The organism is Paraburkholderia megapolitana, from assembly GCF_007556815.1.
In the GTDB taxonomy this organism is placed as follows: Bacteria; Pseudomonadota; Gammaproteobacteria; order Burkholderiales; family Burkholderiaceae; genus Paraburkholderia; species Paraburkholderia megapolitana.
This window is the reverse complement of sequence record NZ_CP041745.1, coordinates 2,977,569-3,001,779: the sequence shown is the minus strand read 5'-3', so window position 1 is coordinate 3,001,779 and position 24,211 is coordinate 2,977,569. Positions and strand designations below refer to the sequence as shown.

Genomic DNA, 24,211 nt, shown 5'->3' with positions numbered 1-24,211 from the left:
AGCATGGCGCGCAGATCGAAGCGCCGCAGTAAGGTGCCGCAGTCGGACACCCAAGTGACTCAAGCGGCAACCCTCCGGTTGCCGTCGCGTCGTTGACGAACCGCACTCCGGCCACAAGCCGGTATGCGTCTTCAAGCAGGCAGATGATGAAATTCGTGAAGTTCCGGCCGTCACACACGCGGCCTGCAACCGTAGCACGTGGGCGTTTTGCCCCGGCGCTGGTGACCGCTCTGACGGCGCTGGCGCTACTCGGCGTCGTACCAGTTGCGGCTCACGCGAGCTCCGGCATCTCGCAGTACGATCAGCCCAAATACCCCGCCAGTTTCACCCACTTCGACTACGCGGACCCCGACGTGCCGGTCCACGGCACACTGAATTTTCAGAACTACGACGAAGCGCAAAGCTACGACTCGCTGAATCCGTATCTGGTGCGGGGGTCGCCTGCGCCGTACATCAAGACCTTGATGTTCGACACGCTGATGCAGCGCAGCTGGGACGAACTCGCCTCCGAATATGCACTGATCGCAAACGACGTCGAAGTCGCGCCCGATCTGACCTCGGCGACATTCCACATCAATCCGGCCGCCCGTTTTTCGAACGGCGATCCGATTACCGCGGCCGACGTCAAGTATTCGTTCGATACGCTGGAAAGTCCGCAAGCCTCACCGGTCTTTAGTGCGCAGTTCTCCGTGATCAAGCGTGCCGTGGTGATCGACAAGAGCACGATTCGCTTCGACTTCAAGCAGGCCGAGCGCGACGGACCGCTAATCGCCGGCGATCTTCCGGTCTTCTCGCCGAAGTGGGGCATGCGCGCCGACGGCACGCGCCCGCCGTTCGACCAGATCGCAACGTCGCCGCCGATCGCGAGCAGCGCGTATCTGATCGAAGCACGCAAGAACGACAAGGCGATCACGTATCGGCGCAATCCGACCTACTGGGCGTCGGACCTGCCGACACGGCGCGGTATGTTCCGTTTCGAGCGGATCAATTTCAGGCTCTATCTCGACCAGTACACGAAGCTCGAAGCCTTCAAGGCGGGCAACGACGATGTGGATGTCGAATACAGCGCGACGCAGTGGGCGCGCAAATACGTCGGCAAGAACTTCAAGAACGGCTTGTTGAAGAAGGGCGAATTCGACGACGGCCCGGCCCAGATGCAGGGCTTTCTGTTCAATCTGCGCAAGCCGATGTTCAAGGATCCACGCGTGCGTCGCGCATTGGGTCTTGCGTTCGATTACGACTGGATGAACCGGATGATGTTCTACGGTCAGTACCGTCGGACCAACAGCTACTGGGAAGCGAGCCCGTTCGGCGCGACCGGTATGCCGGGACCGAAGGAACTGGCGTTGCTCGAACCGCTGCGCGGCAGTATTCCGCCCGAGGCCTTCGGCCCGATGCTGAAGCAGCCCGACACGATTCCCCCGCACTCGCTGCGCGACAATCTGAAGCAGGCGCGCGATCTGCTCGCGCAGGCCGGCTGGCACTATCGCGACGGCGCGCTGCGCGATGCAAACGGTACAGCGATGTCGATCGAGTTCATGGATGACCAGCCCGGGATGGACCGTCTGACGCTGCCGTACATGCAGGCGCTCGGCAATCTCGGCATCCAGACGAACTTCCGCGAAATCGACAGTGCGCTGTACCAGAAGCGGCTCGACAATTTCGAGTACGACATGACCACCTTTATCTACCCGCCGGTGACGATTCCCGGTATCGAGTTGACGCGCCGCTTCGGCAGCGCAGCGGCGTCGCAACCGGGCTCGGAGAACTATCCTGGCATTAAGTCGAAAGCCGTCGATTCATTGATCAAATCCGCACTGAGCGCCACCACGCTTGACGATCTGGAAGCGGCGACGCGCGCGCTGGATCGCGTGATGATCTACTCGTATTACCTTGTGCCGCAGTACTACTCGCCGGGCGCGCGGATCGGCTACAAGAATACATTGGGCTTTCCGAAAGTCGTGCCCAATTCGTACCAGTATGAAGACTGGGTGATTAACTACTGGTACCTGAAGCCGGCAAAGACGCCGGGCGCCGCGGCCACAGCCGCCGCCGCTTCTGGCTCCGCTGCTCACTGAGGAACAGCATGCTCACCTACATACTCAGACGTTTGTTGCTAATGGTGCCCACGCTACTCGGCGTCGTCACACTGACCTTCGTCGTCACACAGTTCGTGCCGGGTGGGCCGGTCGAACAGGTGATGATGCAACTCCGCCACGGCACCAGCCGTGGCGGAGAGGCGGGGCGGGCGGGGGTGGCTATCACGGCAGCCAGGGCGTCGACCCTCAGCAGATCGAACAGATCAAGAAAGAGTTCGGCTTCGACAAGCCGCCGCTCACGCGTTACGTGCTGATGCTGAAGAACTATGCGACCTTCAACCTCGGCCAGTCCTACTACCAGCATGACAGCGTCTGGGACGTAATCCGCTCCAAGCTGCCCGTGTCGATCACACTCGGGTTATGGACGGTGCTGCTCACCTACCTGATATCGGTGCCGCTCGGGATCGCAAAGGCGGTGCGCAACGGCTCGCGCTTCGACACGGTAACGAGCGTACTGGTACTCGCCGGCTACGCGATTCCCGGCTTCGTGCTCGGCGTGCTGCTGATCATGCTGTTCGGCGGTGGCACGTTCTGGCAGGTGTTCCCGATGCGCGGCATCGTCTCGGACAACTTCAGCGACCTGAGCGTCGTGGGCAAGATCCTCGACTACCTGTGGCACATCGCGTTGCCGGTCACTGCATCGGTGGTCGGCAACTTCGCGATCGTCACGATCCTCACCAAGAACACCTTCCTCGAGGAGATCGGCCGGCAATATGTGCTGACCGCGCGTGCCAAGGGGGCCGCCGAGCGCGACGTGCTGTGGAAGCACGTGCTGCGCAACGCGGCCATTCCGCTGCTGACCGGTCTGCCCGCCGCCTTCGTCGGTGCCTTCCTGAACGGCAACCTGCTCATCGAAACGCTCTTCTCGCTCAACGGCATGGGTCAGCTGTCCTACGACTCCGTGATCCGCCGCGACTATCCCGTGGTGCTCGGCTCGCTGTTCCTGTTCACGCTGATCGGCCTCGTAACCAAACTTATTGCTGACGTCTGCTATGTCCTCGTCGACCCCCGCATCCAGTTCAACCGCATGGACCACTGAGTCCGCGGTCGTCACCCAGGCACCGTCACCTTCCCCGTGGCGGCGCACCTGGTGGCGCTTCAGACAGCAGCGGCTCGGTTACTGGAGCCTCATCATCTTCGGTGCGCTGTTTGTCATCAGCCTCTTTGGCGAGCTGCTGGCGAATGATCGTCCGCTTGTCGTGCGCTATGAAGGGCATTACTACTTTCCGATCGTGAAGGACTATTCGGAGCTGGTGTTTGGCGGCGACTTTCCGGCGCGCGCGAACTACCTCGATCCGTATATCCGCTCGCGGCTCGAATCGAAGGGTAACTTCGCGATCTATCCGCCCAATCACTACCACTACGACACCATCGATTACTTCGCCGCGCACCCGTTTCCGGCGCCGCCTTCGGCCACCAACTGGCTCGGGACCGACCAGTTCGGGCGCGATGTGCTCTCGCGCCTGCTGTACGGTTTCCGGCTGTCGGTGCTGATGGCGCTCGCGCTGACGGTATCGGGGGTATTGCTCGGCGTACTGACAGGGGCGGTGCAGGGCTTCTACGGAGGGCGCACCGACCTGATCGGCCAGCGCCTGATCGAAATCTGGAGTTCGATGCCAGACCTCTACCTGCTGATCATCTTCGCCTCGATCTTCGAGCCGACGCTGTGGCTGCTGTTCATCCTGCTGTCGATGTTCGGCTGGCTGGTCCTGTCCGACTACGTACGTGCCGAATTCCTGCGTAACCGCTCGCTCGACTACGTGAAGGCCGCCCGCACGATGGGGCTCACGAACTGGCAGATCATGTGGCGCCACGTGCTGCCCAACAGCCTGACACCGGTCATCACCTTTTTGCCGTTCCGCATGAGTGCCGCGATCCTCTCGCTGACCAGTCTCGACTTCCTGGGTCTCGGCGTGCCGCCGCCCACCCCCAGCCTCGGTGAACTGCTGCAGGAGGGCAAGAACAACCTCGATGCGTGGTGGATCTCGATCTCGGCGTTCTCGGCGCTCGTGATCACGCTGCTGCTGCTGACCTTCATGGGCGATGCGCTGCGCAACGCACTGGACACGCGCATGCGCGGTTCGGCATTCGGTGGAGGCAAGTGATGGCTCAACCCATGACTCAACCCCTGCTGGAAATAGACCGCTTCTCGGTGCGCTTTGGCGACAAGGTCGCGGTGCAGGACCTGAGCCTCTCCATCGCACGCGGCGAACGTGTGGCACTGGTCGGCGAATCGGGCTCGGGCAAGAGCGTCACTGCGCTGTCGATCCTGCGGCTCGTCGCCCAGGCGGAACTGAGCGGGCGCATCCTGCTCGACGGTGATGACCTGCTGCAGAAGACCGAGCAGCAGATGCGCGGTATCCGCGGTGCGGACGTCGCAATGGTGTTTCAGGAACCGATGACGGCGCTCAATCCGCTCTATACGATCGGCAAGCAGATTGCAGAAAGCTTACGGTTGCACGAGGGCTTGCGCCCGAACGCAGCCCGTCAACGCGGCATCGAACTGCTCAAACGCACCGGCATTCCCGAGCCGGAGCGGCGTATCGACAGCTTTCCGCACCAGTTATCGGGTGGCCAGCGCCAGCGCGCGATGATCGCGATGGCGCTCGCGTGCCGCCCGCGCCTGCTGCTGGCCGACGAACCGACCACCGCGCTTGATGTGACCGTGCGCCAGCAGATCGTCGACCTGCTGATCGGCCTGCAGGAGCAGGAAGCGGCCGACCGCGGCATGGCCGTGCTGCTGATCACGCACGACCTGAACCTGGTGAAGCGCTTCGCACAACGTGTGGCGGTAATGGAAAAGGGCGTGCTGGTGGAAACCAACACCACCGAAGAACTGTTCTCGAACCCGCAGCACCCGTACACGAAGCGGCTGCTCGACAGCGAACCGCAACGCGCAATCGATGCGATCGAACCGGATGCACGCACGCTGCTCGACGTGGAAAAGCTCGCAATCGACTACCGGATTCCGGCCAAAGGCTGGCGTTCGATGTTTGGCCGCGCAACGTTCCGCGCGGTGCACGAGCTTGACCTGAATCTCAAACGCGGGGAAACGCTGGGCATCGTGGGCGAGTCAGGATCGGGTAAATCGACGCTGGCGGCAACTGTGCTCGGATTGCAGCGTCCCGCGACCGGCGAGATCCGCATCGACGGCATCCCGTTGCCGAAGTCGGGGCAGAGCCGCGAGCGGCGCGAACTGTGCGCGCGCATGCAGGTGGTGTTTCAGGACCCGTTTGGCTCGCTCTCGCCGCGCATGACCGTCGAACAGATCATCGGTGAAGGGCTGGCCGTGCATCATAAAAACGTCGAGACGAAAGAGCGGCGCGGCCGCGTTGCCGCGCTACTCGAGGAAGTGGGCATGCCGGCCGAATCGATGGTGCGCTATCCGCACGAATTCTCAGGCGGCCAGCGTCAGCGGATCGCAATTGCACGCGCACTCGCGGTCGAACCGGAACTTCTCGTGCTCGACGAGCCGACCAGCGCGCTCGACGTATCGATCCAGAAGCAGGTACTGAACCTGCTGACGAAACTGCAGAAGAAGTACCAGCTGAGTTATCTTTTTATCACGCACGATCTGGCGGTGATGCGCGCGATGGCGCATCGCGTGATTGTGATGAAGTCGGGGCGCATTGTCGAAGCAGGCGATACGCTCGATGTGCTGCGCACACCGTCGCATCCCTATACCCAGTCGCTGCTGGCGTCGTCGTTGATCAACCAGCCGGCTTCTTCCAGGACCACCGCATGATTGACGAACGTTGGGCGCAGGCCGCCCGCGCGCTGCACAGCGAGGCCGATTTCTGGTCGCTGCGGGTCGTCGATGAGCAGATCGAAGATCACGAAGTGCGCAACGATGTCGCACAGCCGCTCAGCACGAACCGCGATCGTGGCGCGATGTTGACTGCCTGGGTCGGCGCGGGTGCCGGTTACGCGGCGACAGCGAACCTGTCGGCAGCGGGATTGCAGGCCGCGCTCGATATTGCAACCGCACGGGCACACGCAAGCGCCGCGTTATCGCTGATCGATCATCGCGAAGTAGCGCGGCCCGCCGCGAACGGCCGCTACGCATCGCCGAATCTGCAGCAGGCGTTGCCGTCCCGCGCCGAATGGCTCGATCTCCTGCGTCACGAATGCGCAAGCGCGAATCGCGATGCGCGGATCGTCGAGCGCATCGCGGGTGTGCAGATCACGCATACCGATCAGCTCTATATCACCAGCGATGGCGTCCGGATCGATCAACAGTTCCGCTTCCTGCTGCCGGCCATGAGCGTCGCTGCGCACGCGGACGGCGATACGCAGGTGCGTACGCTCGGCAGCTACGGCACGCTTTCGCAAGGCGGCCTCGAGGTGCTGGCGCGTTTCGGCTTCGATGGTGCCGGTGTACGCGTCGCCGACGAAGCATTGCAGCTTCTGGCCGCGCCGAACTGTCCTTCCGGTCCGCGCGACCTGTTGCTGATGCCCGACCAGATGATGCTGCAGATCCACGAATCGATCGGCCACCCGCTCGAACTGGACCGTATCCTCGGCGACGAGCGCAACTTCGCGGGCTGGAGCTTCGTCAAGCAGGAGATGTTCGGCTCGTATCGCTACGGCTCCGATCTGCTGAACGTGACGTTCGATCCGGAGCTGCGCGAAGAAGCGGCTTCCTATGGCTTCGACGACGACGGCACCGAGGCGACCAAGCAGTATCTGATCCGCGGCGGCGTGCTCGAACGGCCGCTCGGCGGCGCGCTCTCGCAGCAGCGTGCGCAGATGCCGGGCGTCGCGAATTCGCGCGCGTCGAACTGGAACCGTCCGCCCATCGACCGCATGGCGAACCTCAACATCGAACCGGGCACCAGCTCGCTCGACGAGATGATCGGCAACATCGAGCACGGCATCATGATGCGCACGAACACATCGTGGTCGATCGACGATCACCGCAACAAATTCCAGTTCGGCTGCGAGTTTGGCCAACTGATCGAAAACGGCAAGCTCACACAGGTGGTCAAGCAGCCCAACTATCGCGGCATCTCGGCGAATTTCTGGCGCAGTCTGAGCGCGGTGGGTAATGCCGGGACGCGCGGCGTGTACGGCACGCCATACTGCGGCAAGGGCGAGCCGATGCAGATCATACGTGTAGGTCACGCGTCGCCGGCCTGCGTGTTCAGCAACGTCGACGTATTTGGAGGCGCATGATGAGTGAGCGCGACTGGCAGGCTCACTTCACGCGGCTCGCCGATGAAATCGAACGTTTGCAGCAAGGTGCGGAAACGACGCTGAGTTCGTTTGTTGCGGAGCAGTCCGACTTTATCCGCTTCAATGCGGGCAAGGTGCGGCAGATCGGCAGCGTGTCGCAGGGCAAGCTGACGCTGCGTCTGATCGACGGTGCGCGTCAGGCGTATTCGACGTTCACGGTATGCGGCGACGTGCAGCAGGATCTCGATGCGATCGATGCAGCGCTCGCCGCGTTGCGCGACAGCCTGCGCGATGCCGCAGACGATCCGCATCTGCTGTTCGATACAACGCAATGGCAGCGCGTGACGCGTCGCTCTGGTCATCTGCCCGATCCGCAGGCGCTCATCCGCACGGTGGCTGAATGTGCGCAAGGTCTCGACTTCGTCGGTTTCTATGCCGGTGGGACGATCGTGCGCGGCTTTGCGTCCACAGGCGGCAGCCGTGGCTGGTACGAAGTCGATAGCTTCAATTTCAGCTGGTCGTTGTACGACCCAAGCGGCCGTGCGATCAAGACGACTTACGCCGGCGACGACTGGAGCGACGCTGCATTCGCGCAGAAGGTCGAACAGGCGGCGGCACGGCTGCCGGTGCTCGCGTTGACGCCGCGCGCGTTGTCTCCAGGGGGCTATCGAGCGTGGCTTGCACCGGCGGCGCTTGAAGAGTTGCTCGGTGTGGCGTCGTGGAGCGGTTTCTCCGCGCGTGCGCACGCGACCTCACGCAGCGTGCTGCGCAAGCTGCACGCTGGCGAAGCCGCACTCGATCCGCGCGTGACGCTCAGCGAAGACCTGGATCTCGGCATCACGCCTGGCTTCAACGAAGACGGCTACGTGCGCGAGAGCGTGCCGCTGATCGACGCGGGACGCAGTGCCGGTCGCCTCACGAATGCACGCAGCGCGCGCGAATACAGTCTGCAACCGAACGGCGCACTGGCATCCGAGGCGCCCGTTGCACTGTCGATGCTGCCGGGCGACCTGCCTGACGACGAGGTACTGGCGAAGCTCGACACGGGCCTGTACGTCGGCAATCTCTGGTACGTCAACGTGTCCGACCCGATGAACTGCCGTCTGACCGGCATGACGCGCTTCGCGACCTTCTGGGTCGAACACGGGAAGATCGTCGCGCCGCTCGACGCGATGCGTTTCGACGACAGCCTGTACCGTCTGCTCGGCGATCAGCTCGAAGCACTTGGCGCACAGCCCGAACTGCTGCTGAGCGACTCGACGTACGGCGAACGCGCGACCGGCGGCATGCAGTTGCCTGGCGTGCTGGTGCGCTCGTTCGAACTGACCTTGTGAGCGTATGAATCGAACGGTCGACACGACATCCAGACAACCGCCCGAAGGTTTGACGCTGCGCGCACTGTGCCCGGCCGATGCCGAGCAGCTTCACGTTTTGATGGGGCTACCTGCATCGATGCATGGCAATCCGCTCAAGCCTTTCGCGACGCTCGCCAGCACGCGTGAGTACATCGAGAAACTCGGTGAGTCGCAGATCGCGATCATGGCAACGGTCGGCGACACGCTGGTTGGCGAAGCAGGGCTGATGTCTAACAAGGGGCGTCGGGCGCATTCGGGATCGATCAGCATCGGTGTGCACGATGCGTGGCATCGGCGCGGCATTGGCCGTGCGCTGATGACCGAACTGCTCGATCTCGCCGACAACTGGCTCGGTCTGCGCCGCGTCGAATTGCGGGTGTTCGCGGACAATCACGCGGCGATCGCGCTGTATCGCGCGTTCGGTTTCGAGGTCGAAGCCCGGCGCCGCGGTGCTGTGTTGCGCGATGGCGTGCTGATCGACGACTATTTCATGGCGCGCTTGCGTGACCCCGCGCCGTTCGCCGCGGGTTAGCACGATGAACGAATACACAACACGAAACGAAGCGGCAACAGGTAGCCACGTGACAGTGCGAGCCTGCGAGCCCGAGGATATGGCCGCGGTTGCCGCCATTTTCAGCCAGCCTGGCGTGCGGCACGGCACGCTGTCGCTCGGCTATCGCAGCGCTGAAGCGATGACTGTCTTGCTGGGCCGCTTCTCCAGCGGAAGCACCTCGATCTGCGCCGAGCTCGACGGCCGTGTAGTCGGACATGGCGGGTTGCGTGCATATCGACCGACGTGCGCGCATGGAGCGGACTTAAGTATCGCCGTGGACGATGCGTACTGCAGGCGCGGCGTCGGTTCGGCGCTGATGCGGGCGTTGATCGACTGCGCGGATCACTCGCTCGGTTTGCGGCGCCTCGAACTCATGGTGTTCGCCGACAATGCGGCCGCGATTGCGTTGTATCGCAAGTTCGACTTTATCGAAGAGGGCCGCTCGCGTGGTTATGCGATGCAGGACGGCGTACTCGTCGATGCACTGCATATGGCGCGTCTTGTCGATGCACCGCCGCTCGCCGCCGTCGTCTGATTGATCTGTTGTCAGATGAGTCCCCCGCATTCCTGACACGCACCTCTGCAAATGCGGCACAGGTTCCACGCGGAAAGTTTGTAGAATGGCGCGGACGTTGCGGGCATCGATTGCCGCTGCGTCCTTCATCTACTTCCGCGAGATCACGACCGATCATGGCGCCGCCCAAGTCTCTTCCCGACCCGATCGCACCGGCGCAACTCGACGCTTCCGGCTATGAATTCTCGGAGCAGATCGGGCATCTGCTGCGCCGCGCCTATCAGCGGCATCTCGCGATCTTCAGCCAGACCATCGACGACCCGCAACTGACCGCGGTGCAATTCGCCGTGCTCAGTGCGAACCGCCGGCTCGGGCCGTCGTCGATGAGCGATCTCGGCAAGGCGACGGCGATCGACGGCGCAACGGTGCGCGGCATCATCGAGCGTCTGCAGGCGCGTGGGCTGGTCGAGCTGCAGAGTAGCCCCGACGATCGTCGCAAGAGCATCGTCGAGCTGACCGGCCGCGGGCACGCGCTGCTCGAACAGACCACACCGACGGCCGCGCGCATCAGCGAGCTGACGATGAGCGACCTCAATGCCGTAGAGCGCGTCGCGGTGCTGCATCTGCTGCGCAAACTGTGCGGTCCGGACGGCGAGTAGATCCGCAGCGCTACGTGAACGCACACCGCTCGCAAGATGCGCTGCACCAACCTCGGGACGATTTGCAGTGGTGCGCTTTTATAGTGTGTACATGTTTTTCAGTGGTGCGTCGCGGTACCGGTGGAAAGCTCGATGTCAGTCTCGATGCACTTTCTGAATGTTTTTAATATGTTGAATTTAAAAGGATTTTTATCCGTGGTCAACGATGATTCGGACACGGGTAAACACCTCTAACCATGGCATGCTCATTGCAACTAATCTTGCAGTTACCGTGTGTACGCTCATTTCGCTACCAGATCGAGCGTGTCGGCGGTGCAGAGCTTCTATAGCCATCGGAGTCCCCATCCGGTTCCCTCGCCTGGAGTGCTATACATGAAGTGTTTCCTCAAACGGGTCTGCGCGACGTTCGGTGCATCGCTGGTTATGGCCGCGGGCGCTCTGCATGGGTCCGCTGCACATGCCGACGAGATCTCGGTGACGCAGTGGGGCAGCAGTCTCTACGGGCTGCCCTATGCGGTAGCGATGGACAAGGGGCTCTTCAAGAAAGCCGGCGTCGACATCACGGGCATTCTGACCTCGGGTGGCGGTGGCACGACGGTGCGCAATATCCTCGCGAGCAAGACGCCGTACGGTGAAGTCGCGGTGGCCGCGGCGCTCGCCGCGCAACGTCAGGGCCTCGATCTGGTGATCGTCAACGTCGGCACGCGCAGCGTCGCGGAAGCATCGATGGTGACGATGCCGAACTCGAACGTACACAGCGTCGCCGATCTGGCCGGCAAGAAAGTCGCGATCACGTCGCCGAAAGGCGTCTCCGAAATGCTGCTGCTGATGGTGCTGAAGGCCAAAGGCGTCGATGCGGACAAGGTGCAGCGCGTCGCGTCCGGCGGCTACGTGAACGGCCTGACGATGCTCGAGCAGGGCGCCGTAGCGGGTGCCGTGCTGATCGAGCCGCTCTCGATCATCCGCAAGGACAAGTACCGCACCGTCTATCGCGCCGGCGACATCCTGCAGCCGATGACCACCTCGGTCGGTATCACCACACGCGAATTCGCGAAGAGCCATCCCGACGAACTACGCGCAATCATCGCGGGTCGTCGCGCGGGTGTCGATGCGACGTATGCCGATCCGGCCGGCGCCGCGAAGCTGCTCGAAACGAGTTTCAAGCTCACGCCTGACGTCGCGCGCGAAGCGGTCGACAACATGGTCAAGTCGCACATGTGGAGCACGGGCGAATTCGATCGCGCCGAGCTCGATCGCATGACGGATGGTCTCAAGCTGATCGGCGAACTGAACGGCGACGTGGACTGGTCGAAGCTCGTCGACACGAGCTTTCTGCCCGCCGACCTCAAAGCGAGGAGCAAGCTATGAAAGCGTGGAATGCGCCGCCCGCGTTGCAGATCGTCGAGACGTCGACCGCGCGGGCGACCGTGCCGCAAGAAGCGCATGTCGAGCTGACCGGTGTCACGCGCTACTTCAACAAGAACGGCTCGAAAGAGCTGTTTCATGCATTGGGGCCGATCGATCTGACGCTGACGAAGGGCGAGTTCTTCTCGGTGGTCGGGCCGTCCGGTTGCGGCAAATCCACCTTGCTCGATGCACTCGCCGGTCTCGCGAAGCCGAGTTCCGGCACCGTCACGTTCGAAGGGCAGCCGGTGAAGGGCGTACCCGATGGCGTCGGCGTGGTGTTCCAGGAAGACGCGTCGTTCCCATGGCTGACAGTGCGCGACAACATTTCGTTCGGTCTGCGCATGGCGGGTGTCGACGGTGCGGAGATCGCGCGCCGGGTCGACTACGCGCTCGGCTTCATGGGTCTGAAAGATTTTGCGGGCGCATACCCGGCGCAACTGTCGGGCGGTATGCGGCAGCGTGTGTGCATTGCGCGCACACTGGTGATCCAGCCGCGTTTGATCCTGCTCGACGAACCCTTTGGCGCACTCGATCAGCAGACGCGTCTCCTGATGGGCGACGAACTGCTGCGCCTGTGGCGCGAAACCTCGGCGACCGTGCTGCTGATCACCCACGCACTCGACGAAGCCGCGATGCTGTCCGACCGGGTCGGCGTGATGTCGGCGCGACCGGGTCTGTTCATCGACATCGTCGAAACCGGTTGGGAGCGCTCGCGCGACAGTCGCGTGGTGTCGACGCCGCGCTTCGGCGAAGTGAACGCGCGCCTGTGGGAGAAGTTGCGGGCCGAATCGCTGAAGGTCATGGGCATGCACTGACCGGACGAAGGAGTTCGAAGTGAAAACCGAAACTGTCGTACGGTTTGTCGTCGTGGCCGGGTTTGTCGCGCTGGTCGAGCTGCTATGCCGCACCGGCGCGATTCCCGCTGCGGTGCTGGTGCCGCCGTCGGCGATGGTGACGCACGGCATCGAGATGCTGCGTGGCGGCAAGTTCGATCGCGATATCGTCACGAGCCTGCTCGACATCGTGGCCGCATCGGTTGTGTCTGTGCTGCTCGGTTTCGCACTCGGGCTCGTGCTGCATGCGCTGCCGTCGGTGCGGCGTCCGCTCGAACCGCTGCTGGCAAGTTACTACGCGGTGCCGACGTTTATCTTCTATCCGGTCTTTATCGTGCTGCTCGGCGTCGGTTCGCTGCCGATCATCGCCATCGCCGTGATGCTCGCCGTCGTCACGATGATCACCGCGACGCTCAACGGGCTCGACCGGATTCCGCGCGCGCTGCACAAGAGCGCCCAGGTGATGCGATTGTCGCCATGGCGCTCGGCGATCCATATCAAGCTGCCCGCGACGCTGCCGTACCTGTTCACCGGCGTGAAGCTGTCGGTCGCGTATGCGTTCATCGGCGTGATCGCGTCGGAGTTCATCCTGTCCGGATCGGGGATCGGCTACGCGATCGGTTATGCGTATAACAACTTTCAGAACGACGACATGTACTCGCTGATGTTGTTCGTTCTGGTGCTCGTCACGCTGGTCAACGTCGTGCTGAACCGGATCGATCACCGGTTCCAGGCGCGTCGGCAACAGTGATGTCACGGGCTACGGAGCGATCGTCATGAGACGCTTTACCGATTCGTTGCTGGTCGCCGTGGCGATCGTCGCGTGCTGGCAATGTCTGCACTGGGCGGTCGGCGACAGTTCGATGGGGTCGCCATGGAGCACCGTGCAGGCGCTGTTCGGCATGCTCGGTACGACTACTTTCTGGAGTAACGTCGGCGAGACCGCACGCGCACTTGCCTATGCGCTCGTCATCGCGCTGGCGGGCGGCGTTGCGCTCGGTGTGCTGCTCGGCGTGAACCGTCTGTCGGGCCTCGTTGCCGAACCGATCCTGCTGAACCTGTATTCGCTGCCGAAGGTGACGCTGTATCCGCTGGTGCTGCTGGTGTTCGGGCTCGGCCTGTCGGCGAAGGTTGCGTTCGGCGTGATGCACGGTCTGATTCCGATCCTGATGTTCACGATGAACGCGATCCGTCAGATGCGACCGGTATATCTGCGCGCGTCGAAAACCATGCGGCTGTCGGCGTGGCGCACGGTTATTCATGTCGTGCTGCCGGCCATCTTCCCCGAAATCGTCTCGGGCCTGCGGCTCGGCTTTTCGCTGACGCTGCTCGGCGTGCTGATCGGCGAGATGTTTGCTTCGCAACGCGGGCTCGGCTATCTGCTGACGAGCGCGATGAATCTCGGCGATATCCGCACGATCATGGCCGTCGCGCTGTTTCTGACCGTGTTCGCGCTGTCGTGCAACGGTCTGCTGATGATGGCCGACCGGCGCCTGAAACATCGCTGAGCGGTTGTGTACGATCGAATCCATTTCCGTTAAGAGAGGTAGGGACACCATGTACGACGTATTCCAGACGGACCGCCTGATCGACCTGTGGTTGACCGAGGACATCGGCTACTGCGACCTCACCGCGCAGTTGATGATCGAAGCGCACGAGACCGGTGCGTTCTACATGAATGCACGCGAACCGCTGATCGTCGCCGGTATCGATGTCGCAGCGCGCGTGTTCCGGCGTTACGACTCGACGCTCGACGTCGTCGTGCGTGTGAAGGACGGCGACAAGGTCGATCCGGGCGCGGTGCTGCTCGACGTGCGCGGTAACGCGCGCAGCGTGCTGACCGCGGAACGTACTGCATTGAACATCGTGCAGCGGCTCTCCGGCATTGCCAACCTGACCGCGCAATATGTGGCGGCCGTCGCCGGCACGCGGGCGCGTCTGATCGATACGCGCAAGACGACGCCGGGTCTGCGGATGCTCGAAAAGCATGCCGTGACGTGCGGCGGCGGATTGAATCACCGGCTCGGTCTCGACAACGGCGTGATGATCAAGGACAACCATATCGCCGTGTGCGGTGGCATCTCGAAGGCTGTGCAACGCGCACGCCGGCAGTTGCCGGTGCTGACGAAGCTGGAGGTGGAGTGCGATCGTCTCGAGCAGGTCAGCGAAGCGCTCGAAGCGGGTGTCGACGTGATCATGCTCGACAACATGTCGGTCGCGGACATGACGCGCGCCGTCGAGATGGTCGGCGGCCGTGTGCAACTCGAAGCATCGGGCGGTATCAACCTCACGACCATCGGCGCGATCGCGAAGACCGGTGTCGATTACATCTCCACGAGCAAGATCAACCAGGCGGCGTCATGCGTCGACATCGGTCTGGATGATACGGAGTAGCCGCCATGACGGCAGGCATCTTTTTCTTCGTGGTCGGTCCGAGCGGCGCCGGCAAGGATTCGTTGATCGAAGGCGCGCGGCGCCTTGACAGCCGGTTCTATTTCGCGCGCCGAGCGATTACCCGGCCTGCGGGATCTCCCGGCGAAGATCACGAAGCGCTCGATGAAACCACGTTCGCTGAACTTGAAGAACGCGGCGAATTTCTGATTACGTGGTCTGCGCACGGTTTGCGTTATGGCCTGCGGCGGGATCTGCTAACGCTGCTCGCCGAAGGTCGTCATGTGATCGCGAACGGCTCGCGCAGCATGATCGCCGAACTGGCGACACGTGTGCCGCGACTAGTTGTGATCGAAGTGAGCGCGCCGGCCGATGTGCTGGCCGTGCGCATTCTCGAGCGTGGCCGCGAGACGCCCGAACAGGTGCGGCTCAGGGTACAGCGCGAAGTCGCGCCGCACGCGGCCGATGTCGAGACCTGGCGCGTCGTCAACGACGGCACGCTGGAGCAGGGCATCGAGCGTTTCATTGCGGCGTTGGGACATGCCGCGAATCCGCCGGCCAGCGCGCCGCTACTGCACGCGAAACTAGCCTGCGAAGCGCTCGACGAAACGCAATACGAGGCGCTGCTGCACGACATCCTCGAGTTGCGTTATCCGGATCGCGAGATCGACCGGTTTTTGCTGCACGCATGCAGTCATCTCACCGATGCCGAAGTGCTTGGGCTCGCACGGGTACGGGCGAAGCTCATGCCGCGCATCGAGTGGCACGAGCCGATCGTCGTCGATAAGCATTCGATGGGCGGTATTCCCGGTAGCCGCATCACGCTGATTGTCGTGCCGATCGTCGCCGCGTACGGTCTGGCGATGCCGAAGACATCGTCGCGTGCAATCACATCTGCAGCCGGTACCGCCGACGCCATGGAAACCGTCGCGCGTGTCGATCTCACCGCGCAGGAGGTGCGGCGTTGCGTCGAAGAGGCGCGCGCCTGTATCGCGTGGAACGGCCGGCTCAATCATTCGCTGATCGACGATCGCATCAATGCGTTTACGCGACCGCTCGGGCTCGATACGAACCGCTGGTCGGTGGCGTCGATTTTGTCGAAGAAGGTGTCGGCGGGATCGACGCATGTGATCGTCGATCTGCCATACGGACCGCGCGCAAAGCTGCACACCGCCGAGGAAGCGCGCGCGCTCGGCGATCTATTCGAATACGTCGGTACAGGCGTAGGCTTGCATGTGAAGGCGCTCGTCACCGACGGCAGCGGACCGATCGGCCGCGGCATCGGCCCGGCGCTGGAAGTGCGCGACGTCGGTCTCGTGCTCGACAACGACGGCGCTGCGCCTGTCGATTTGCGTGACAAGGCGCTGACATTTGCGGCGCATATTCTTGCATGGGCGCCTGGTGTCGGCGACGTGATCGAGGGTCGGCGGATCGCTGCCGGGTTGCTGGCGAGCGGCGCGGCACGCACGGCGTTCGAGCGTATCGTCGATGCTCAAGGACGCCGCGCGCAGCCGGTACTACCCGGCACGCACGTGCACGCGGTACGGGCTGCGCACGGCGGCACGGTGACGTCGATCGACGGCTGGTCGATTGCGGGCATTGCGCGCGAAGCCGGCGCGCCCGCCGATGCCGGCGCGGGCATCGACCTGCTGTGCCGCGTCGGCCAGACGGTAGCGGCCGGCGACACGCTGTACCTGATTCACGCGAACGACGCGGCTGCACTCGATCGGGCCGCGACCCTGGCCGCGGCCACACTGCAGACGGGTTATCGAATAGAGTAAAGAGTGACGAGTGAATGACCGGATGAGGAAATCGAAGTGAAAACGACCGTGGTGTCGAGCTGGCAGCAGTTCATGAATCTGACGGCCGAACTGGACGGATGGGCGTTTCGCGGCCAGCAGGATGCGAACTGGCTGCTACAGAGTTCGCTGTCGCGCTACCTCGCGGCATTCGTGCCGGACCGCTCGACGTGGCGCATCCAGGAGCAGCGCGCCATTCGCATCTTTCGTCGCAAGGCGCACAACTATCTGTCCGATGTGCGTGCGCTATCCGACGATCTACGCTGTCTCGGGCTGATGCAGCATCATGGCGCACCGACGCGCTTGCTCGATTTCACGAAATCGCCTTACGTTGCTGCGTTTTTCGCGCTGGAGCGGGCCGTGTCCGATGCGGCGATCTTTGCGGTCAATACGCCCGCGCTATGGACCAATCGCGCTTACCCGACCACGACCCCGCACCTGACGCGCGACATGATCGATCCGCGGCGCAAGGGCAACTTCGAGAAATTCTTTCTGACCGACAAGAACCCGGTGATCTGGTTCGGCGAGCCGTCGGAAATGGACCAGCGTCTGATCGCGCAGGCCGGCACGTTTGTGCTGCCGGGGCTGCTGCAAAAGCCACTCGACGAGATCGTCAGCAACTATTCCAGCGACGACGAACTGCTGCGCAAGATCGTATTGCCGCCGTCGGTTCGTGAAGACGCGATGCGTTCGCTGTATCGCATGAACATTACGAACGCCTCGTTGTTTCCGGATATGGAAGGGCTCGCGCGATCGATCGCGCTTGAGCTGGAAATAGTCTGGCCGACTGCATCGGTAAAACACAGCGTCGATGATGCGTGAGTCGCGCGCCGCATGAGCGGAGCGCGGCAACGCAAACTATCGTGGTCGACATCCCTCTTGGGCGAACGTGGTCTCAAGGCTTGCACGCTTGTCGTAGACCCGACGATCGGGATCGTAGGCACGTGGATCGACGGGGCGCTTGTTTGCGATATCGAATTGCGGTGCGCCGACGGCGGGGAGATGCGGCGACGCTTTCTCCGCATCGATTTCCGACGCGAGCTGGGCGCAGCGCTTGTCGTCCGAAGCGGACGACGTGCCTCCCGGACGGCTAACCGCGGTAGCCGCGTTGGCTGCCTGAGGACTGAGGTACCGATGCGGCGGTGCTACCGCCGCCTGGGACGCGGCATCTGCTGCCCAAACGCCTGTCGAACCGATCGCTGCAACCAGCGTGGCGAGCGTGACGGATAAGCGAATCATCATGTTTTCCCATGCACGAATACGAAGACCCGCATTCTATTTTCATTGGCGACACCTTACTGTCATGAAAGGTGTAAAACTGTAATGAAAGATAGAAAACTGTATAAACATACAGTATAGTGTCTCATTCATTCCGCCTTCGCCGGCGCCCATAGTCGGCGGCTGAAGCACGCCGTGTGCCGTATGAGTTCAGGTCGCGAAGCCGGATCAACTCCTTCAGACGGTCAGCCAAATTGTCCTCTCACGGAACCATCCGCATCCGCGGAGCACGCCAGCACAATCTCAAGAACCTCGACCTCGACCTGCACACCGGCGAAATGACGGTGGTGACCGGGCCGTCCGGGTCCGGCAAGTCGAGCCTCGTGTTCGACACGCTGTATGCCGAAGGGCAGCGGCGCTATGTCGAGACGTTCAGCGCCTACGCGCGGCAGTTTCTCGACCGCATGGACCGGCCGCAGGTGGATCGGGTCGACGGTGTGCCGCCCGCCATCGCCATCGACCAGACCAACCCGGTGCGCAGTTCGCGCTCCACGGTGGGCACGATGACCGAGCTGAACGACCATCTGAAACTGCTGTACGCCCGCGCGGCCGAACTGTTCGACCGTAACAACGCGCAGGCCGTGCGGCACGACACGCCCGAAACGATCTATGCCGAACTGGTGGCACGTGCGGCGGCGGACGACCCGCGGCTCGTGGTGACGTTTCCGGTCGAGTTGCCCGAATCGGCGTCCGATGCGGAGATCGAGCAGTGGCTGTCGGCGAGCGGTTACACGCGCGTGCAGGCGCAGCGCGAAGTTGCGTCGCCGACCGGCACGCGCAAGGTGCTCGATGTGGTCGCCGACCGCTTCCGGCTCGGCAACACGGACAAGGTGCGCGCGGTCGAGGCGATAGAAGCATCGCTGAAGCGCGGCGCGGGGCGTGTGAGCGTCTACGTGCTACCTGCGGACTCCGCTGCGCGCACTCCCGATGCAGAACCACAGATCTGGCGCTTCTCCACCGGCCTGCACAACCCCGATAGCGACCTGCGTTACGCGGACCCGCAGCCCGCGCTGTTCTCGTTCAATTCGGCGTACGGCGCGTGCGAAACCTGCCGCGGCTTCGGTCGCGTGATCGGCGTCGATCTCGGTCTCGTCATTCCGGACGCGCGCAAGACACTGCGCGGCGGCGCAGTCAAACCGATGCAGACGCCGGCCTGGAAAGAATGTCAGGACGATCTGATGCGCTACGCGGCGAAAGCCGATATCCGTCGCGACACGCCGTGGGCGGAGTTGACCGATGCGGAGCGTCATTGGGTGATCAACGGTTCGCCGGACTGGAATGGCAAGTGGCAAAGCCACTGGTACGGCGTGAAACGCTTCTTCGAGTATCTGGAATCGAAGGCGTACAAGATGCACATCCGCGTGCTGCTGTCGAAGTACCGCAGCTACACGTCGTGCGAAACCTGCGGCGGCGCGCGGCTCAAGACCGAATCGCTGCTGTGGCGTCTCGGCACGAAGCCGAATGCGGATGCGGTGCTCGAACCCACGCGCCGGTTTTTGCCGCGCGGTGTCGAGTGGTCGCGCAAGCAACTCGAAGCGCTGCCTGGGTTGACGGTGCACGACGTGATGCTGCTGCCTATCGAGCGCATTCGCCGGTTCTTCGACGACATCGCACTGCCCAGTGCACTGCTCGACGATGCGTTGAAGCTGCTGCTCGCCGAGGTGCGCACACGGCTCAAATACCTGTGCGACGTCGGGCTCGGTTATCTGACGCTCGACCGGCAAAGCCGCACGCTGTCGGGCGGCGAAGTGCAACGGATTAACCTGACCACGGCGCTCGGTACGTCGCTGACCAAAACGTTGTTCGTCCTCGACGAGCCGAGCATCGGTCTGCATCCGCGCGACCTGAACCGCATCGTCGAAGCGATGCATCGGCTGCGCGATGCGGGCAATACGCTGGTCGTGGTCGAGCACGATCCGTCGGTGATGCTGGCTGCCGATCGTCTGATCGACATGGGGCCTGGTCCTGGCGAGCGCGGCGGCACGATCATTTACGACGGCACACCGACCGGCATCCGCAGCGTTACCACGTTGACCGGCGACTATCTAAGTGGCCGCCGTCATGTTGCCGATGCCGCGCACTGGTCGCGGCGCGAAGTCACAGCGGACACACCGCGCATCGTCCTGGAAGGTGCGAGCGAACATAACCTGCGCGACGTGACAGTCGAGATTCCGCTGCAACGGCTTGTCTGCGTGACCGGCGTTTCGGGTTCGGGCAAATCGACGCTGCTGCAAGACGTGCTGCATCCGGCGCTGGCGCGCCACTTCGGCAACCCGACCGAATCGCCGGGCGCGTACCGCAACCTGTCGGGCGCCGAATACCTCAGCGACGTCGTGTTCGTCGACCAGTCGCCGATCGGCAAGACCGCGCGTTCGAATCCGGCCAGCTACGTCGGCGCATTCGACGAAATCCGCAAGCTCTTCACGAAGGCGCCGCTCGCGCAGCAGCGCGGCTACGGCGCGGGCATGTTCAGTTTCAACTCGGGCGACGGTCGTTGCCCGACGTGCGGCGGCTCGGGCTTCGAACACATCGAGATGCAGTTCCTGAGCGACGTGTACCTGCGCTGCCCCGATTGCGACGGACGGCGTTATCGCGCCGAAGTGCTCGAAGTGAAGATCGAGCGCGGTGCGCCGGCGCGCGCGCTCAGCGTTGCCGATGTGCTGGAGCTGACAGTCAGCGAAGCGATCGCGTTTTTTGCCGACGACGCGGAAGTGCTGCGCGTGTTGCAGCCTATCGTCGACGTAGGGCTCGAATATGTGAAGCTCGGGCAGCCGGTGCCGACCTTGTCGGGCGGCGAAGCGCAGCGTCTGAAGCTGGCGGGTTTTCTCGCCGAGACCGCGCAGCCGCGTACTACGCGTACCGCAAAGCCGGCCGTAGCGGGGCGGCTCTTCATGTTCGACGAACCGACCACCGGGCTGCACTTCGACGACATCGCGAAGCTGATGCGCGCGTTCGGCAAGCTGCTTGCGGGCGGTCATTCTCTGATCGTGATCGAACACAATCTCGATGTGATTCGCGCCGCCGACTGGCTGATCGACCTCGGTCCCGAAGGCGGCGACGGCGGTGGCCTTGTGCTGTGCGCAGGCACGCCCGACGACGTCAAGCAATGCGCCGCGTCGCATACCGGCGCGGCGTTGATCCAGTACGACCGGGCAGTGGGCGCGGCGGTTGAGGCTACCGATGGTGTGCCGCTGCAAACTTCGCTTGCCGCAGCGCGCGCACGTCGGGCGATCGAAGGCGATGACGTCGTGCGTATTGTCAATGCGCGCGAACACAACCTGAAGGCGCTCGACGTCGATATTCCGCACGGCAAGTTCAACGTGATCACCGGTGTGTCCGGTTCGGGCAAGTCGACGCTCGCGTTCGACATCCTGTTCCACGAAGGGCAGCGCCGCTATCTCGAGTCGCTGAACGCTTACGCGCGCTCGATCGTGCAGCCGGCCGGGCGACCCGAAGTCGACGCGGTGTACGGCATTCCGCCGACGGTCGCGATCGAGCAGCGCCTGTCGCGCGGCGGTCGCAAGAGTACCGTCGCGACGACCTCCGAAGTCTGGCATTTCCTGCGGCTGTTATACGTGAAGCTTGGCATACAGCATTGCATCCACGACGGCACGCCGGTGACGGCGCAAAGCGTCGAGTCGATCGCGGCGCAACTGCTGCGCGATCATCGCGGCCAACATGTCGGCCTGCTCGCGCCGCTCGTCGTCAACCGCAAGGGTGTGTATACGGATCTCGCGAAGTGGGCGAAAGCGCGCGGTAATACGCATCTGCGGGTCGATGGCGAATTTGTGCCGGTGGACCCGTGGCCGAAGCTCGACCGCTTCCGCGAACACACGATCGAATTGCCCGTGGCCGATCTCGTCGTATCGGCGGACGATGAAGCGGAGTTGCGTCGTCGGCTCGACGAGACGCTTGAGATCGGCAAGGGTGTGATGCATCTGCTGGCGCCGCTCGATGGTCTGCAGGATGCGTTAATGAAAGGGCGTGTAACCGCAGGCGTTGGCGACGTGAAGGTGCTGTCTACCAAACGCGCCTGCCCGGTATGCGGCACAAGCTATCCAGAACTCGATCCGCGGATGTTCTCGTACAACAGCAAGCACGGCTGGTGTACGACGTGCGTCGGCACTGGTCTCAAACTCACGCGCGAGCAACGCGCTGCTTATGACGACACCGTGTTGATCGAAGACGGTCGCGGTCGCGAGCAGAGCCTGCCGTCGGAGGAACAGGAACCTGAAGGCGTGGTCGACGAACCGTGTCCGGACTGCAATGGCACGCGGCTGAACCCGGTCGCGGGCGCGGTCACGTTTAGCTCGAAGGCCATCGTCGATGTCGCGCGCTGGACGGTTACCGATACGCGTCGCTGGATCGACGGTCTTAAGCTGACTGGGCGCGATGCCGGTATCGCGCGCGATGTCGTCAGCGAGATCGGTAGCCGGTTGCAGTTTCTCGAAGAGGTGGGGCTTGGCTATCTGAGCCTCGACCGTGCTGCACCGAGCCTGTCCGGTGGCGAGGCGCAACGCATCCGGCTCGCCGCGCAACTCGGCAGCAATCTGCAGGGCGTCTGCTATGTGCTCGATGAACCGACCATCGGCCTGCATCCGCGCGACAACCAGATTCTGTTGAACGCGCTGCGCAAGCTCGGCGACAAGGGCAACACGCTCGTTGTTGTTGAACATGACGAAGACACGATCCGTCGTGCCGACCACATCATCGACATCGGTCCGGGCGCGGGCAAGCGCGGCGGCGCGCTGGTCGCGCAGGGCAGTGTGGCTGATCTCGCCAAACAGCCCACATCGCTGACCGGACAGTTTCTCGCACGACCAATCGCTCATCCGCTGCAACCGCGCCGCACCGTCGAACCGGCGCGCAAGAACAAGCCCGCGGTGCCGGAGCAATGGCTCACAGTGCACGGCGCAAAGCTGCACAACCTGCGCAATGTCACAGTCGGCATTCCGCTGGCGCGGCTCGTCGCTGTAACGGGCGTGAGCGGCTCGGGAAAATCGACGCTCGCGCGCGATGTGCTGATGACCAACCTGCTCGATGCGGTCGGCCGCTCGGTGCTGTCGTCGCCGGCCACGCGGCGTGCGCGTAACGCGGTTCAGAGCGCGCCGGCGGCGAACCGCCGTTCGAGCGTGCTTGCGCGCAGTGCACCGCGTCCTGCGTACACGGTGAACCACGTATGGCAGGGCTGCGATTCGATCACCGGTTGGGAAGCGATCGATCGCGTGCTCGAAGTCGATCAGACGCCGATCGGCAAGACACCGCGTTCGTGCCCGGCGACCTATATCGGCGTGTGGGACACGATCCGCAAGCTGTTTGCCGATACGCTCGAAGCGCGGGCGCGCGGCTACACCGCGTCGCGTTTCTCGTTCAATACCGGCGACGGCCGCTGCCCCGCATGCGAAGGCCAGGGCGTTCGTACGATCGGCATGAGCTTCCTGCCCGACGTGAAGGTGCCGTGCGATGTGTGCCACGGGCAGCGCTTTAATCCGGAAACGCTCGCGGTGAGCTGGCGCGGCAAGAACATCGGCGATGTGCTGACAATGGAAATCGACGAAGCCGTCGAGTTCTTCGCGCCGATGTCGAACATCGCGCATCCGCTGCAATTGATGAAGGATGTCGGGCTCGGCTACCTGACGCTGGGCCAGCCTTCACCGACGCTGTCGGGTGGCGAGGCGCAGCGTATCAAGCTGGTCACCGAGCTGAGCAAGGTCCGCGACGACATCACACGACGCGGGCAGAAGGCGCCGCACACGCTGTACGTGCTCGACGAACCGACGGTCGGGCTGCACATGGCCGATGTCGCGAAGCTGATTCGCGTGCTGCACCGGCTCGCCGATGCGGGACATAGCGTTGTGGTGATCGAGCACGATCTCGATGTGATCGCCGAAGCGGACTGGATCATCGATCTCGGCCCCGAAGGCGGTGCGAGCGGTGGCACGATCGTCGCAGCGGCTGCGCCGGAGCAACTGGTGCGTGTGGCGCGGAGTCACACGGGCGAGGCGCTGGCGCCGGTACTGGCGCGCAGTGGCGATCAGCCCGCGGTGGAAGCGCAGGTTAGCGTTGGGTGAGAGTTAGAAGATGCGTTCGCCGTGCCTGCGCAGTGCAGAGTGTGAAGTGGCACGGCGAACGTCATCGTGAGTGGCCC

Annotated in this window: 17 protein-coding genes and 1 pseudogene; 17 read left to right on the top strand and 1 reads right to left on the bottom strand. The window is 63.2% G+C overall.

Annotated elements, in window-relative coordinates:
* The first annotated feature begins 146 nt into the window (after positions 1–146).
* From FNZ07_RS26630 to FNZ07_RS26555, 16 genes and pseudogenes are all read left to right on the top strand, one after another.
* Positions 147–2,078, top strand: coding sequence for an extracellular solute-binding protein (locus FNZ07_RS26630; protein WP_091020225.1), 1,932 nt, complete (start codon positions 147–149; stop codon positions 2,076–2,078).
* Between the two features lie 8 nt (positions 2,079–2,086).
* Positions 2,087–3,138: pseudogene (locus FNZ07_RS26625) on the top strand (microcin C ABC transporter permease YejB).
* A complete protein-coding gene (locus tag FNZ07_RS26620) occupies positions 3,092–4,204 on the top strand; it encodes an ABC transporter permease (protein ID WP_096717034.1) in 1,113 nt (370 codons plus the stop codon). The pseudogene FNZ07_RS26625 and the gene FNZ07_RS26620 overlap by 47 nt, the downstream one beginning before the upstream one ends.
* Before the next feature lie 11 nt (positions 4,205–4,215).
* A complete protein-coding gene (locus FNZ07_RS26615; protein ID WP_144269494.1) occupies positions 4,216–5,844 on the top strand; it encodes an ABC transporter ATP-binding protein in 1,629 nt (542 codons plus the stop codon).
* The gene (locus FNZ07_RS26610; protein WP_091020500.1) at positions 5,841–7,274 is read left to right on the top strand and encodes a TldD/PmbA family protein; all 1,434 of its coding nucleotides are present in this window, start codon (positions 5,841–5,843) and stop codon (positions 7,272–7,274) included. The genes FNZ07_RS26615 and FNZ07_RS26610 overlap by 4 nt, the downstream gene beginning before the upstream one ends.
* Positions 7,271–8,608: a TldD/PmbA family protein gene (locus FNZ07_RS26605; protein WP_091020498.1), complete on the top strand. Its 1,338-nt coding sequence runs from the start codon at positions 7,271–7,273 to the stop codon at positions 8,606–8,608. The genes FNZ07_RS26610 and FNZ07_RS26605 overlap by 4 nt, the downstream gene beginning before the upstream one ends.
* A 4-nt stretch (positions 8,609–8,612) precedes the next feature.
* Positions 8,613–9,161 carry a GNAT family N-acetyltransferase gene (locus FNZ07_RS26600; RefSeq protein WP_091020496.1) on the top strand — a complete coding sequence of 183 codons (549 nt, stop codon included), beginning with the start codon at positions 8,613–8,615 and terminating at the stop codon, positions 9,159–9,161.
* A 4-nt stretch (positions 9,162–9,165) separates the two neighbouring features.
* Positions 9,166–9,717, top strand: a complete 552-nt coding sequence (locus tag FNZ07_RS26595) for a GNAT family N-acetyltransferase (protein WP_091020508.1) — start codon at positions 9,166–9,168, stop codon at positions 9,715–9,717.
* Positions 9,718–9,872: 155 nt separating this feature from the next.
* Positions 9,873–10,355, top strand: coding sequence for a MarR family winged helix-turn-helix transcriptional regulator (locus tag FNZ07_RS26590; RefSeq protein WP_091020493.1), 483 nt, complete (start codon positions 9,873–9,875; stop codon positions 10,353–10,355).
* 372 nt (positions 10,356–10,727) lie between these two features.
* The gene (locus FNZ07_RS26585; protein ID WP_091020489.1) at positions 10,728–11,723 is read left to right on the top strand and encodes an ABC transporter substrate-binding protein; all 996 of its coding nucleotides are present in this window, start codon (positions 10,728–10,730) and stop codon (positions 11,721–11,723) included.
* Positions 11,720–12,577 (top strand): ABC transporter ATP-binding protein, encoded by an 858-nt coding sequence (locus tag FNZ07_RS26580; RefSeq protein ID WP_091020486.1) that lies wholly within the window; start codon positions 11,720–11,722, stop codon positions 12,575–12,577. Before FNZ07_RS26585 ends, FNZ07_RS26580 begins: the two co-directional genes overlap by 4 nt.
* A 19-nt stretch (positions 12,578–12,596) precedes the next feature.
* Positions 12,597–13,346: an ABC transporter permease gene (locus tag FNZ07_RS26575; protein ID WP_091020483.1), complete on the top strand. Its 750-nt coding sequence runs from the start codon at positions 12,597–12,599 to the stop codon at positions 13,344–13,346.
* A 25-nt stretch (positions 13,347–13,371) separates the two neighbouring features.
* Positions 13,372–14,103, top strand: a complete 732-nt coding sequence (locus tag FNZ07_RS26570; RefSeq protein WP_091020481.1) for an ABC transporter permease — start codon at positions 13,372–13,374, stop codon at positions 14,101–14,103.
* A 49-nt stretch (positions 14,104–14,152) separates the two neighbouring features.
* The gene (gene nadC / locus FNZ07_RS26565; protein WP_091020479.1) at positions 14,153–14,989 is read left to right on the top strand and encodes a carboxylating nicotinate-nucleotide diphosphorylase; all 837 of its coding nucleotides are present in this window, start codon (positions 14,153–14,155) and stop codon (positions 14,987–14,989) included.
* A 5-nt stretch (positions 14,990–14,994) separates the two neighbouring features.
* A complete protein-coding gene (phnN, locus tag FNZ07_RS26560; RefSeq protein WP_091020477.1) occupies positions 14,995–16,767 on the top strand; it encodes a phosphonate metabolism protein/1,5-bisphosphokinase (PRPP-forming) PhnN in 1,773 nt (590 codons plus the stop codon).
* A gap of 36 nt (positions 16,768–16,803) precedes the next feature.
* A complete protein-coding gene (locus FNZ07_RS26555; RefSeq protein ID WP_091020474.1) occupies positions 16,804–17,607 on the top strand; it encodes an FRG domain-containing protein in 804 nt (267 codons plus the stop codon).
* 36 nt (positions 17,608–17,643) lie between these two features.
* Here the strand turns inward: FNZ07_RS26555 and FNZ07_RS26550 are convergent, their stop codons facing one another.
* Positions 17,644–18,027, bottom strand: coding sequence for a hypothetical protein (locus tag FNZ07_RS26550; RefSeq protein ID WP_091020471.1), 384 nt, complete (start codon positions 18,025–18,027; stop codon positions 17,644–17,646).
* 230 nt (positions 18,028–18,257) lie between these two features.
* Here FNZ07_RS26550 and uvrA point away from each other — a divergent pair, with 230 nt between their 5' ends.
* Complete coding sequence (uvrA, locus tag FNZ07_RS26545) at positions 18,258–24,134, top strand: excinuclease ABC subunit UvrA (RefSeq protein ID WP_091020469.1); 5,877 nt, start codon at positions 18,258–18,260, stop codon at positions 24,132–24,134.
* Positions 24,135–24,211: the final 77 nt, after the last annotated feature.

Bases quoted from the DNA above. Each gene is read 5' to 3' on its own strand.
- FNZ07_RS26630 (WP_091020225.1), top strand. From the start codon at position 147: ATGAAATTCGTGAAGTTCCGGCCGTCACACACGCGGCCTGCAACCGTA.
- FNZ07_RS26620 (WP_096717034.1), top strand. From the start codon at position 3,092: ATGTCCTCGTCGACCCCCGCATCCAGTTCAACCGCATGGACCACTGAG.
- FNZ07_RS26615 (WP_144269494.1), top strand. From the start codon at position 4,216: ATGACTCAACCCCTGCTGGAAATAGACCGCTTCTCGGTGCGCTTTGGC.
- FNZ07_RS26610 (WP_091020500.1), top strand. From the start codon at position 5,841: ATGATTGACGAACGTTGGGCGCAGGCCGCCCGCGCGCTGCACAGCGAG.
- FNZ07_RS26605 (WP_091020498.1), top strand. From the start codon at position 7,271: ATGATGAGTGAGCGCGACTGGCAGGCTCACTTCACGCGGCTCGCCGAT.
- FNZ07_RS26600 (WP_091020496.1), top strand. From the start codon at position 8,613: ATGAATCGAACGGTCGACACGACATCCAGACAACCGCCCGAAGGTTTG.
- FNZ07_RS26595 (WP_091020508.1), top strand. From the start codon at position 9,166: ATGAACGAATACACAACACGAAACGAAGCGGCAACAGGTAGCCACGTG.
- FNZ07_RS26590 (WP_091020493.1), top strand. From the start codon at position 9,873: ATGGCGCCGCCCAAGTCTCTTCCCGACCCGATCGCACCGGCGCAACTC.
- FNZ07_RS26585 (WP_091020489.1), top strand. From the start codon at position 10,728: ATGAAGTGTTTCCTCAAACGGGTCTGCGCGACGTTCGGTGCATCGCTG.
- FNZ07_RS26580 (WP_091020486.1), top strand. From the start codon at position 11,720: ATGAAAGCGTGGAATGCGCCGCCCGCGTTGCAGATCGTCGAGACGTCG.
- FNZ07_RS26570 (WP_091020481.1), top strand. From the start codon at position 13,372: ATGAGACGCTTTACCGATTCGTTGCTGGTCGCCGTGGCGATCGTCGCG.
- nadC (WP_091020479.1), top strand. From the start codon at position 14,153: ATGTACGACGTATTCCAGACGGACCGCCTGATCGACCTGTGGTTGACC.
- phnN (WP_091020477.1), top strand. From the start codon at position 14,995: ATGACGGCAGGCATCTTTTTCTTCGTGGTCGGTCCGAGCGGCGCCGGC.
- FNZ07_RS26550 (WP_091020471.1), bottom strand. From the start codon at position 18,027: ATGATGATTCGCTTATCCGTCACGCTCGCCACGCTGGTTGCAGCGATC.